At 44.2% G+C, this 12,939-nt stretch carries 12 protein-coding genes; 1 reads left to right on the top strand and 11 read right to left on the bottom strand.

Annotated elements, in window-relative coordinates:
- Positions 1 to 161: 161 nt before the first annotated feature.
- Positions 162 to 1,520: a hemolysin family protein gene (locus CXK86_RS16895; RefSeq protein WP_036668939.1), complete on the top strand. Its 1,359-nt coding sequence runs from the start codon at positions 162 to 164 to the stop codon at positions 1,518 to 1,520.
- Between the two features lie 125 nt (positions 1,521 to 1,645).
- Here CXK86_RS16895 and CXK86_RS16900 read toward each other — a convergent pair whose 3' ends face one another.
- The 11 genes from CXK86_RS16900 to CXK86_RS16950 form a co-directional block, all read right to left on the bottom strand.
- Positions 1,646 to 3,235, bottom strand: coding sequence for an alpha/beta hydrolase family protein (locus CXK86_RS16900; protein WP_101314135.1), 1,590 nt, complete (start codon positions 3,233 to 3,235; stop codon positions 1,646 to 1,648).
- Between the two features lie 58 nt (positions 3,236 to 3,293).
- Complete coding sequence (locus CXK86_RS16905) at positions 3,294 to 4,394, bottom strand: DUF1648 domain-containing protein (RefSeq protein WP_076251450.1); 1,101 nt, start codon at positions 4,392 to 4,394, stop codon at positions 3,294 to 3,296.
- A gap of 24 nt (positions 4,395 to 4,418) precedes the next feature.
- Positions 4,419 to 4,814 carry a GntR family transcriptional regulator gene (locus CXK86_RS16910; RefSeq protein ID WP_036611299.1) on the bottom strand — a complete coding sequence of 132 codons (396 nt, stop codon included), beginning with the start codon at positions 4,812 to 4,814 and terminating at the stop codon, positions 4,419 to 4,421.
- Positions 4,815 to 5,029: 215 nt separating this feature from the next.
- Entirely contained in the window at positions 5,030 to 6,103 is a 1,074-nt protein-coding gene (locus CXK86_RS16915) for an AI-2E family transporter (protein ID WP_083684469.1), read from the bottom strand.
- Between the two features lie 299 nt (positions 6,104 to 6,402).
- Entirely contained in the window at positions 6,403 to 7,194 is a 792-nt protein-coding gene (locus CXK86_RS16920; protein WP_076209619.1) for an ABC transporter permease, read from the bottom strand.
- Positions 7,187 to 8,095, bottom strand: coding sequence for an ABC transporter ATP-binding protein (locus tag CXK86_RS16925; protein ID WP_076251448.1), 909 nt, complete (start codon positions 8,093 to 8,095; stop codon positions 7,187 to 7,189). The genes CXK86_RS16920 and CXK86_RS16925 overlap by 8 nt, the downstream gene beginning before the upstream one ends.
- A 32-nt stretch (positions 8,096 to 8,127) precedes the next feature.
- Positions 8,128 to 8,334: a hypothetical protein gene (locus CXK86_RS16930; protein WP_152683015.1), complete on the bottom strand. Its 207-nt coding sequence runs from the start codon at positions 8,332 to 8,334 to the stop codon at positions 8,128 to 8,130.
- 296 nt (positions 8,335 to 8,630) lie between these two features.
- On the bottom strand, positions 8,631 to 9,152 hold the full coding sequence (locus CXK86_RS16935; protein WP_036611303.1) for a hypothetical protein: 522 nt from the start codon (positions 9,150 to 9,152) through the stop codon (positions 8,631 to 8,633).
- 84 nt (positions 9,153 to 9,236) lie between these two features.
- A complete protein-coding gene (locus CXK86_RS16940; protein ID WP_218973871.1) occupies positions 9,237 to 9,812 on the bottom strand; it encodes a VanZ family protein in 576 nt (191 codons plus the stop codon).
- Positions 9,813 to 9,831: 19 nt separating this feature from the next.
- Positions 9,832 to 12,000: a sialidase family protein gene (locus tag CXK86_RS16945; RefSeq protein ID WP_180361783.1), complete on the bottom strand. Its 2,169-nt coding sequence runs from the start codon at positions 11,998 to 12,000 to the stop codon at positions 9,832 to 9,834.
- A gap of 12 nt (positions 12,001 to 12,012) precedes the next feature.
- Positions 12,013 to 12,933 carry an LCP family glycopolymer transferase gene (locus tag CXK86_RS16950; protein WP_036611307.1) on the bottom strand — a complete coding sequence of 307 codons (921 nt, stop codon included), beginning with the start codon at positions 12,931 to 12,933 and terminating at the stop codon, positions 12,013 to 12,015.
- Positions 12,934 to 12,939: the final 6 nt, after the last annotated feature.

The following is a 12,939-nucleotide window of genomic DNA, read 5'->3' on the forward strand; positions in this document are numbered from 1 at the left end:
ACATATCAGTTTAATGATGGAGCAGATTCGCATTGTGACGCCAATCTGCTCATTTCACCTTCCAGACTCTTCCTCATTTCTTTGTCTTGAGGTGGTCTTCTTACGTAAAATTAGATATAATAATCGTTAAAAACTTATTACCTAAAGGAGAAGAGCAGTGAATGGAAAGTGAGAGGTATGCGTTAAATTTAGTATTGGTTGCTTTTTTGATAGGACTTTCGGCGTTTTTTGTTGCAGTGGAATTCGCTCTGGTACGGGTTCGTCCGAGCCGGATCGATCAAATGATTGCAGAAGGAAACAAGCGTGCGCTGGCTGTTAAACAAGCCGTTGCCAATCTGGACGGATATTTGTCTGCCTGCCAGCTTGGAATCACGATCACATCTCTGGGACTGGGCTGGCTGGGTGAACCAACGGTAGAGAAGATTCTCCACCCTGTGTTTGAAAGCTTGCAAATTCCTGAGGCGGTTTCTTCATTCTTATCGTTTGTTATCGCGTTTGCTTCCATCACGTATCTGCATGTTGTGGTTGGTGAACTCGCTCCAAAAACGATTGCAATCCGGAAAGCCGAGACTGTTGCACTGCTGACGTCTACACCTATCATCTGGTTTAACCGAATTATGTATCCTTTTATCTGGCTGTTAAACGGCTCAGCGAACCAACTGGTGAAACTGTTCGGAATCAAACCTGCTTCTGAACATGAAGATGCACACTCCGAAGAAGAGTTGCAGATCATCATTAATGAAAGCTTTGAAAGTGGTAAAATCAACCAAGCCGAGTTCGGTTATGTAAGCCGGATCTTTGCTTTTGATGAGATGTTAGCCAAAGAAATCATGGTACCCCGGACCGATATGGTCTGCCTTTATGTGAATAGAACAAACGAGGAAAACCTGGAGATCATTCGTGAAGAACAATATACACGTTTTCCAGTAGTGAATGAGAGTAAAGACGATATCATCGGTATCATTAATACGAAACAATTCTTCCTGGAACTTTACGGAAACGATGAACCTGTTGATCTATCCTCCCTGATTCAGCCTGTATCGGCTGTTCACGAAACAACTCCTGTGAAGGACTTGCTCAAGAAAATGCAGAAGGATGGCGTACATATCGCCGTACTTGTCGACGAATATGGAGGAACTTCCGGAATTGTAACCATCGAGGATGTGCTTGAGCAGATTGTTGGTGAGATTCGCGACGAGTTCGACGCAGACGAAGTGGAAGATATTCAAGTCATCAATGAGAACTATGTCATTATGGATGGCAAGGTTTCCTTATCGAAGGTGAACGACATGTTTATGTCCAGCCTGGATGCAGATGAGTGGGACACCATTGGTGGATGGCTCTACAGCCATCGTCCCGAGATGAACGAACAGGAAGAATATGAGTTCGAGAATCTAATCTTTGTTTTGCTGGAAAAAGACAAAAATCGGTTCTACAAAGTGGCCGTTGTTCCCAAGGAACCACTGACCATGTCTGATTATACAGATGAAGACGAGAAAGAGTCCAATTGGTCTAAATAAAGCAAATTTATAAATAAGAAGAGGAGCACTTGCCTATTTTGGTAAGTGCTCCTCTTCTTATTATATCTCGCCCTATCCGTCACTTCTTCAAGTTATCATTCAACCCAAGAATGGAACTCCCGTTTTTAGTTTGATTTTAATACCCACTTCGCAATATCATTGATAATGGCTTTGGAGACATTAGATGGCTCAGCGTACTCTTGACCGATTGAAAGCCCATCATAGCTGGATAAAAGATGATTTACCTTTGGATAGCTATTGTACGTTACATTGGAATGACCTTGAAGAGACGATTTCCAGGTTTGGAATTGATTCATAGACACTTGTACATCGTTTTCGCCTTGTATAACAAGCATAGGTGTATTTTGTGTTTTAGCCAGTTCCGCAGGCACATAATCTCTCTGCTCAAACCACCAATAAGCAGGTTGAAGTGGAAACGCCTCAGGAAGATGATCTACAGAATATTTTGGATCTTTAACCATCGCAGCCACATTTTTATAAAAATCAGCTTGCCCTTGAATGACATCCGTGTCTAAACCAAGCTGCTTCATCCGCTCTACCAATTCGTCCTGCTGCTCGGTAAGCACATCCACAAAACTACTACTTGGTGCAGCAAGTAAAATACTTCCTGCAATATCATTTTGCTTATCCTCAGCAATGATTAACGGCATTGCAAACCCGCCTTGACTATGTCCAGCTACAAAAATCGCTGTAGAATCAATATGTGCATTCTTTTTAAGCAATTCCACTGCATCGTTTACCTGATCTACGCTCTCTTGTTTTAATGTAAATTTAGGCTGTGAAGCCACCTTATAGGTATGCTCATACGTGACCTTATCGTATCTTAATACAGCAACTCCTTGTGAAGCTAAACCTACCGCAAGATCGCGAAACGGCTTTGCACCACCAATGGCAACATCTTGATTGCTAGGCCCAGATCCGTGTACCAGAATGACAACAGGGAAAGGTCCCTCTCCCTTGGGCAAAGTTAATGTCCCTGGCAAAGCTAAATCACCCTGACCAACCGTAATGTCTTGTTCTGTATAGGTAGATGGGTCGTCGTAGCTTGGTTTTTGATACACATCTGGCGTAGCGGCGGCAATATGCAAATCATCCACAAGTCCGTTATGATTCATTCTGACCGTAATATTTAAACGAGTTAGCTCTGTTTTGAACGTATAGGTAACATTGCGATGCACTGTATTATTTTCTACATGCTTAGCTATGGCTTCACTTGTAATTTTGCCATTTTGTCCTTCTAAAGCTCCCCACAGCTGACTCAACAACGTGGGTGACAACACTCCACTCACAGAGGTATGAACATACTTGACAGCCTCCTTGCCATCGCCCTCACGAATAAGGGAAATGAATATATCCTCAGGTGCTGCCTTCAGCGTCTCGGAAAGAAATGCCCCATCCATATAGGTAGTTCCTTTCGTTAACTGAACAGGATTGTCTAAGGATATGGCTTGCCCATTTACCATCGCCTGTTTCTCTCCTACCTTAACTACAATCGTAAGCTCACTTTTTCGTATTGTGATTTCTCCTGTCTTTTGTTGCCAAGATACCTCTGCCCCATTCTTTTCTGCAATCTCACGAATAGGAACAAGATTTTCACTACCAGCGGATTTTTCAGCAGCTTCTGAGATGGATGTTACCGGAAGGATGAGACCTACGAAAGTAAGAGAAAGTAATAGCTTTTTCCAATTGCTCATTGTAATAACTCCTCCTAATAATTAATTTCATCTATTATATGCATAGCATTATGAGCATTTATTGGCTCAGGACTATGCTTATAACAACAATAGCAATGATGAATAACAACAGGACCCAAGATAGTGGACGAGCGAAGTTAATTGTCCAGCCTATTCCATAACGCTTTTCTATGGTTAAAGAAGGATCATTGGCATTGAAGTAAATAAACCCAAGCTTCCAATAATCATCGTCATTCACAGGCTGCTCCTTAGATCGTTCGTGATCCTCTTGTTGATTACGAATTTTGCCACCGCCTTGTCTGCCTGTGAGAGACAGCCATACAACACCTAACACGATCACCACAGGAGTGATGAAGCTAATAACTGTTAACAAGACCAGATTAGGGACGAACATATTGATCTGAATGAAGGAAAATAAGATGGTAAGAAGTAAGCCTGTTACAAGCGTAAATAGGGACCATTTACGGCGGAATTGAATATTTTTAGCAGCAAATTGGCCCGGATTAGACGTAGTAAGCTGTTGTTTGCTTGATTTAATACTCCAGTTAACCAACATCATAAGTGCAATGATTCCTAGCTGTACAAGATTAATAGCCAGTACCGAGAGGTAAGTTTTAGGCACACTGGAAGTGACATGGCCCTGAAGATCATATTTTATTGGAATGACGTTAGGTAGTGCCTTATAATTCAGGATCGAAATGATCGCAACGGCTGCAATAATAGCCATGTGAATGAGAAACCAATAGTTGGAATAGGTGAGTCTATTTTGGCGGAAGGTGGTATCGATTTTCACTCTTTGAGGTGCTTCTACAGTTGTAAGTGTTCCTTTTATCTTTTTCATCTTGAAATAAAATAAGATGTGTAGCGCTGCCCAGTACACAATAAATATCATTGTGCTAACACCGGTAATCATTGCGGTAGAATCTGCATGAGCAGATCGGAGAAAATACAGACAGACAAGTATAATCATCCCGTTTCCGATCAGACTTACTGTAGCAAACGTACTTCTTAGCTTACGTAAGATGGGTGTGTAGTAATTATATTGACTTACCGTAACCCCAAAGCTAATGGTTTCCCTTGTCAGATATGGTGTAAAGGATAGAAGTAAGGCTAATGGAGCAAAGATTAAAATGATAGGTAATATACTAAATAGCTGCATACATAACACACTCCCTTGATTCCATTATTCTTTGTTGTGACCCATCTTCACATCATCATACATTTGGTCTAACACTGCAGATAATTCTTCTTTAGTCATTCCACGACAGATCGCTTCCGCAATAATCGGTCTTAATTCTCTTTGCTGCTTTTTCAAAAAATCATCCGTTAAACCAGGCATTCCATCAGGGTTCACTACAACTCCCTTTTGTCTATGAACCAGAATGTATCCATCTTGCTTGAGTAGTGTATAAGCCTTATTGACGGTGTGAAGGTTAACACCGATATCTGCGGCCAAATTCCGAACCGAAGGTAACGCCTCACCTAGCTGTAACTCACCACTAGCAATACCTTCAATAATTTGATAAACAAGTTGCGAATAGATGGGAAGTTCGGATTGCATATCCAGTTGAATAATCAAGGGCTCACCTTCTTTTGTTGTCTGTTATATATCAAGTATAACAGGTATAACATGAGTGAGCAATATGTATAAAAAAAGCCGCATACCAATGGCGAGGGCAAACTTGCTTGCCCCTTCACCATTGATATGCGGCTTATCCTGATGAGCTTATCGATGTGATTCAATAACAAACATTAGTAGTGGCACACATGATAGCGTTGTATTTCAAATTCCATTTAAGTTTCAGTCTTATCTTCGACAATCCGATAATGGATTTTGCGAACTATAATTTTCAGAATCATATATAGGGGAATCACGATGATCATACCCAAGATATTTCCCAGGTCAGCACCCACGAGCAAAAGGATAACGGTAGTCAGTGGATGAATATCGAGCTGTTTGCCATAGACATACGGTGAGATCAGGTTATCCTGAATTTGCTGTGCGATTACAATGATGACCAGTGACCAGATCGCCATCGAAGGTGATTCGATAAACGCAACAATGACAACTGGAATAGCTGCCAGCAAAGCACCCACATAAGGGATGAAGTTCAGAATAATCGATACAACCGTCAGCAGCAATGCGTAAGGCAAACCTAAGATGAGAAAACCGATGTACATCAGGATCCCCAAGGCTACATTAACAATAACCCGGCCAACAATATAGTTGCTTAGTGCTTCATCGATCTCATGGACGGTTTCTTCCCCATCCTTCCGATAATGTCTTGGCAACAATAAGGTTAGATTCGTTCCAAACTTGCTGCCTTCCTTAAGCATGTAATACAACATGATCGGGAACGTTGCCAGAATAATAACCAGATTGGATACCACGGAGAATAACCCGGAGACATAATTGGTTACCTGAGTGATCCCTTGGCTCAGAACATCGGATAATCGTGAGAATAGATTGGAATCATCAGGCAGGTATCTGGATACAACATTGCTCCTTTCAAGTGCATTCAACTGATCGCTGAGTGAAGTGACCAACGCTGGAGCATTCTCCACGAAATTCATCAATTGTTCACGCAGGGAAGGCCATACGAGCACACTAAAACCTGCAAGTATTAGTGCAATTACGACATAAATAATTAGAACTGACAATGCACGTTTGATCTTATGCCTTTCCATATAATCGACGAGCGGGCGCAGCAGATAATAGAAGAAACCAGCAATCAGCAGCGGAATGATGATGATGTGAATCAGTGAGGTCAGGGGGCTGAAAATAAAGTTCACTTTTTCCCCCAGATACACGATGAGAAGCAGCAGAATAATCGCTGTGCATATGCGATAGAACTTGTTATTTATCAAGAAACGTGATCCCTCCATGCGCTGCTCTGCCAAAGTGACTGCGGCGTTCATATGTATATCTAGTCATTTACTTATGAGAGCTTTTTTCATAAATCCCCTGAGCGTCTTCCAATCAGCAAGATAGAGATCGAAATGATCCTATTCGTCTATATCTTGTACCTGTGAGCGGTGAAATTCGAATTATGAAAAACGCTACTGATACTAAGTACCCTTAAATGACAGTCATGCCACAGGCGATGCTGAATATACACTTATTTTCTTTCCAAAACAAACATTGGAGCAAAAAAAAGAAGCAGGCGTTAGCCTGCCACATCTCTCTTGCTGAATACAACCCAGGAAATCACCATGAAAATAACGTAATACACCGCCAGAACTGCAATGGAGAAACCCAGTGTCATTCCTGCACTTGGACCACCCATTAGCGCAAAATCCGCCCCGGAGGTCATGTATTTGCTAAGATCCATGTTGTTGAATAGAACATACTTGGCCCACTCATAACGGACCGGATTGAATATGAGTGAGAAGATACTCTGTGAGAACATAATGAACAGGGATAATCCAATCGCAAGTGCACCTGAACGAAATACGGAGGACACCATAAAGGCAATCGCAAGCGTAATGAACAGATCAACGTACAAATATCCCCATAACGTCAGAGCATTCGTAGCCGGACTACTGCTTCCTCCCGGAGCATCATGGGAGAAAAGGATATAAGACATCAGCATGGCCATCGCGATGACCAGCAATGTACTGACAATACTGAAGCCAACGACGGTCAGATATTTGGAAGCAAGAACTTTGCTTCGTGACCATGGACGGATCAGCAATAGCTTAATGGTTCCCCAGGTAAATTCGCCTGCGACCGATTCCGCTGCAATCACGACACAAAAGATCGTGTTCAGGAAAAATGTAACCTGGATGGTCGTTACAGCCGCTTCCCAGTACAAAACTTCATTGGACCCCATGCCTTCTCGCAGTAACACTGGCATTAATAGCGAGATCAGCGCCAGAATTGATAACATGATCCAGGTACGGGGACGACGGAAAATTTTCATATTCTCGTTCAATATCAGATTACCAAAACTACCCAATGCCTCCACCCCCAGTAACTTGCAAGAATTGTTCTTCCAGGGTGTGAGTCACGTTACGAATACCGTACACCTGAAACCCTTCGCTAACCAGCTTGGCATTGATATCCGGAATCTGCTCACGAGACACCCGCATCACCAGGACATTGCCCTGTACGACAGCACCCTGAATCAGATCCGAAGCACGATCTGCATCATTCAGCTCAAAAGCAACTTCGATTAATGCATCCGAACCTGCTTCAGCCCGAAGGTTTCTTACATCGATCAACTTGCCATTCTGGATGATGGCAACCGTATCACACATCAGTTCCATCTCTGACAGCAGATGACTGGATACAAAGACCGTAATGCCTTCCTCTTGGGTGAGCTGACGCAAATAATCTCTCAGTTCCCGTATACCCTGTGGGTCCAGACCATTGGTCGGCTCATCCAGTACAAGCAGCTTCGGTTTATGTAATATCGCTTGCGCGACACCCAGACGCTGGCGCATGCCCAGTGAATAGGTTTTGACCTTATCGTGAATACGAGCTGTGAGCCCCACACGCTCAATTGTTTCCGCAATACGTTCCTTCGTAACTCCCGGCGACATGCGAGCAAAGTGAACGAGATTTTGGTACCCGGTCAGAAACTTGTACATTTCCGGATTTTCCACAATAGCTCCTACCTGGGCTACCGCCTTCTCAAATTCATTCTTTACACTGTGTCCCGAGATGAAAATGTCACCTTTACTGATGGACATCAGTCCAACCATCATTCGAATCGTCGTTGTTTTTCCCGCGCCATTAGGTCCTAAAAAACCAAAAACCTGCCCCGGAGAAATATCCAGAGTCAGGTCGCTGACCAATGATCGGGAGGATATGATCTTGCTGACGCCCTGAATCCGGACGACCGGCTCCTGCTGCATTCAATCCCCTCCTTCATGGACGAGCACATCATTCATGCCCGTTTCTCATATGCACATAGTGTATCATAATCTTTAGTATATTGCCCCGCAAACTGGGATTTCCCCTGACGTTTCGCTTCAACTACACACGCTTCACAGCATCCAAGCGGCATTTCACTCCGGTAGAATCCGGTGCGAAATACGTGATTGCCTCCATTGCCCTCTTCCTTCATTTCGACAGAGCTTCTAGTGACCGACACAATCATCCCACAACTGACACAGTAAAAGCGGCCCGTTTCGATCAATGATATTCCTTCCCCTCACAAGGAGCTTAGAAGTCCTTGTTATTTGTCGTTAGACGCTGAAAATTGATACATTTTGTATCTATCTCGTAATTTACTTGACACCGGGACTAATGTCAAGGCTTTGCAGCCATAAAAACAAGCAAAACGCAAAAAAAGCTCCATAAATGCGACAAAAGTCTCGCATTTATGGAGCCTCATGTGAGGTAAATGATACAATTCGGTTCAATGTATGGGTTAATATTATTTCCTGATCAGTCACTATTGTCGACCTGCGAGGTATCCTCGTTTTTCTGATTTGGATAATACCAAAGTAAGGTCCACTCATCGCCATCCTCTACCAGATAACAGGTCTGCACAATATCGAATTGGCCAAAGGTACCTGAGTACTTCTGGGTGACCCGGATTCTGTAGGCTTCAGAAAATGGCTTAACGCCATCGATCACGGTTACATCGAACTCGCGCTCCGGCTTTTCCATCTCCAGCTCAAACGTTTCCACGCCAAAGTGCTGCATAAATATATGTGCTCTGTTCTGTACGTAAGCACTCTTGGGAAACCGCTCTTTCATCAGGGGATGAAAGAGTTCCCATGAACTGCCGAAGTCACCCGTCTGCTCATATTTGTAAAACTCTTCGGCAACAGCAGCAGCTTCATCCGATGTATCTGCCTGAAACAGATACGGAATGGTTCTGGCAATCAACCACAGCAATAATACAATGATCGCGATGAACCCGATCTTTTTGAGCAAAGCATTCCGGTTCCTTCTTCGCAGCATGTCCAGTCCTCCTTGTCCTACTCCATACTTATGATGGATGGCAGACAAGTAGAAGTTGAACGATACATCTAATTTCCTGGGAAATCACTCGCTGTGAATGGAAGTACGCTTTCCTTTTCTGATCCTTCGGATCATGGACTGAAGTCCTGCATATATGGCAATCCCACAGCAGCCGCCGAGCAAGTCTACTCCAACATCACGTATCGAGCTTGTCCGGTCCGGGCTGAACTGCTGAATATACTCATCAATGGATGCGATGATAAGTACCACAGCCAGAGCAGAAACGATACTCGTCACAAGGGATGTTCTTCTGTACCGCAGCCCGCCGTACACAAGCACGGCGAGCACAGCGTATACAAATAAGTGCGCACTCTTGCGAAAGATGAACTCTGCAAAATCATACGGCCGTTGCTTCAGCGAATACTCATACTCCCCGTAAGTGAATTGCACATCGGGAAGTGTAAAACCGATGTGCAATTTTTGAGACCATTTATGAAGCCAAGGCTGAATGTCTTGCTGTTGAGAGGATTGCGTGGACATGGACCAGATGACCAGAATCCAGATCACAATCAACAGCAGAGCAATGAGAAATCCGTACGTTCTTCGTACATGCTTTTGTCTCGTGCGCCCGGAGCCCTCCTCCATCATTTTGATCTTCACCACTTTCATATCTCTCTCGTTATTCTATTGATCCAACATACATGCCTCTGCCATTTGTACCTACATATACCTGACCATAGATTTGACGGTCTGCCGCCATAATTTGCGGTTCATTGCCCAGCCCGATTCCATTACCTAAAGGACCTATATTATTCCAGGTTACCCCCATATCATCGGAACGGAAGAATCCATGCACGTTATTTACGGTGCCATATACATAGACAGCTGGAACCAATCTGCCGGGCTGAGCTTTACCAAAGGCAAATAATTTGGAATTCTGCACACCCTGGATCTTGGAAAATGTATTTCCCGAGTTCGTTGATGCATATAATCCATCGGTTCCCAGACTCACCCATACATTATTCGCCACGCCAGGTGCAGCCTCGACTTTAATGAAGCTTGTATTGATATCCGTATTAATCGGAAGGCGAACCGTATTCGCTTTGGACCAGTTTGCACCTGCATCCGTAGACCGATACAGATAACCAGCAGCATACATATAAAATTTATATCCATTGATGCGATCCGCAGCCAGTGGATGATTATAGGCAAAGACCATATTCCCCCCGATGGCCTGAAAAGGGGCACCATTCATATTTTGCCATGTTGCGCCACGATTCGTGCTTCTGACCGGATTACCGGTCTGGGGGTAATAAACAATTACATTTGGATTGATGGCCGAGTAGGCGACCCTCCCCAGTTTGGAGCCAGCCGGAACATTCATTGGAGTTACCGTAACTCCGTTATTGGAAGAGACAAATAAACGTGTGGTGGTACCATACCAGTCACTGCTTCCCAGAAATATCATGTAATTCGGATTTGCCTCGTGATAGTCAATACTCACAATTTCTCGCATACCTGAGAGCGGGATTTTATTAAGAGGAACATCGGTTACATTTTCATGTCTAAATCCGACTTGATCCGTTAAACCACTAAAGAATGAAACACCCTGAGGTGGTGTGGATGCCGTGAGTGCGACGACTTCTTCATGACCATCGGTAATGGCTTCCCAAGTACTCGCTGTATTGCCAGTCAATCCATTGGTACCATTGATATTTTCCGTCTTGTACACGCCAAACCAGTCTGTAGCGTATACGGTGCCCGGATTATGTGGATCAAACTTGATACTGGATGTGGCTGAGAAAAACATGTTGGGTGTCCACCAGGACGGTTTGGATACCAGCGTTTTGCTCACTGTTGTCCAACTCTGTCCGCCATTAACGGAACGATACAGTGGCAGATTATCTCCGCCTGTTCGAACGGCTGTCAGGATGTGATTATCATTATTGGGATCAATCGTGATTCCATAATAAGATGAGTAACTGGAGCTGGGTGTTATATTTGTCCACTGCACACCATTGAACTTGTAGACGCCCTGATTATCCGTGGTCACATACAACGTCCCGTTCTTCGCCACAGTCATACGTGCAGGATATTCGGGACTTCTCCCGGTAAGTTGCCAAGTGGTCTGCCCATTGCTTCTTGGTGCTTTGCTATACACACCAATGCCGCGAACCCCCGCATACACAACTTGACCTTGCTTCGTCACCGGATTCAATCCATAAGCTACACTTCGAATTCCCTCACCAGATAGCCCGCTAGGTACATCCCATACCTTGCTCCACGTGGCTGCACCATCACTGGAAGTGTACAATCCATCATATCGTGTACCCACGTGCAGGTAATTGGAGTTCGTGGGATTAACCGCGATGCTCTCTCCCATGGCTCGATGGATATTTCCATTTGATTCATTACGAAGATTAAGTCCGGTTCGAATCCAGGTCTCTCCCCGATCTGTGGATTTCAGAATATCACTCGGCCCCACGTTCCCGTACTTCCCAGCAGCGATATACACGACATTGGGGTTTTGCTGATCCAGCGCAATTCCATCCACGCCGTACAGATTGCTGTCCTCATCTCCAAAATGATCCAGTAGTGGGACCCAATCTCCTGAAGCTGCATCCAACCGATATACTCCTCCAACGTCAGTTCGAGCGTAAACCAGATCAGGCTCAGTCGGATGAATAACCACGCCTGTAACGTACCCCCCACCACCAATAGGTATATTCTTCCATTGATAGTTTTGAGCTGATTGAACATAATTTGTACTTGCCGGTATCATGAGCATATACATTAGTAGCACAATCAGGGACAATTTCATTAGCCTGGAGATACGCATCTGGTTCACCGCCCTATCCGATCATTTTGAATGTTCTTCAATCATCTGATGTATCCTGTCTCGTTCCGATTGTTCCACGATATAGTAATACACTCCGTCTATTTTCTTGCCCGTGCCTTTAATCTCAACGGATTCAATATGATCCAGTACCGAACGATAATTGGAGAACATCTGCTTCATCTCATCAAAGGTAACGTCGGTTCTGACGTGAGCACTGACTTCGTCCAGCAACGTCTCCAGTTGCAACACGTTGGATACCTGAACCGTATTCTTCAGCACTTGTTTGATGATCTCCCGCTGGCGGTCATTCCGCCCGAGATCTCCCTTCGGATCATCATAACGCATCCGCGAAAATCCCAAAGCAGCTTCACCATCCAGATGAATATTCCCTTGCTCGAACCGGTAACCCTCATAGTCAAATGCAAACGGGTTATTCACATCCACTCCACCCACCATGTCGATGACTTGTGCAAAGCCCTCCATATTCACTTTCATGTAGTAATGTATGGGAACGTTGAGCAATTGTTCCACGGTCTGCACAGACATGTTAACGCCCCCAAAAGCATAGGCATGGTTGATCTTATCCTCCGTGCCGTGACCAACAATATTCGTTCTGGTATCTCGGGGAATGTTAAACATAAGTGCGGATTGTTTCGCAGGATTAACACTTAATACAATCATGGTGTCGGAGCGCCCCCGATCATTGGAACGTTCATCCACACCCATAATCAAAGCATTAAAAGGTTCTTCATTCTCCATGTCCACAGGGAAATCTCCCCCACCCCGCTGGTCTACAATAGATACCTGCTTGATGGGTTCCCGGGGTTCATACATTTGATCCGCCGCTGATTTAACATGCGAATACAGATACACAGAATATCCAATCATGACAACTGCAACAAGGGAAATGGCACCTAATGTTATTTTGATCCCGCGTCTCATGTTATG

The sequence above is a fragment of the Paenibacillus sp. BGI2013 genome (genome assembly GCF_002843485.1).
Lineage (GTDB): Bacteria > Bacillota > Bacilli > Paenibacillales > Paenibacillaceae > Paenibacillus > Paenibacillus amylolyticus.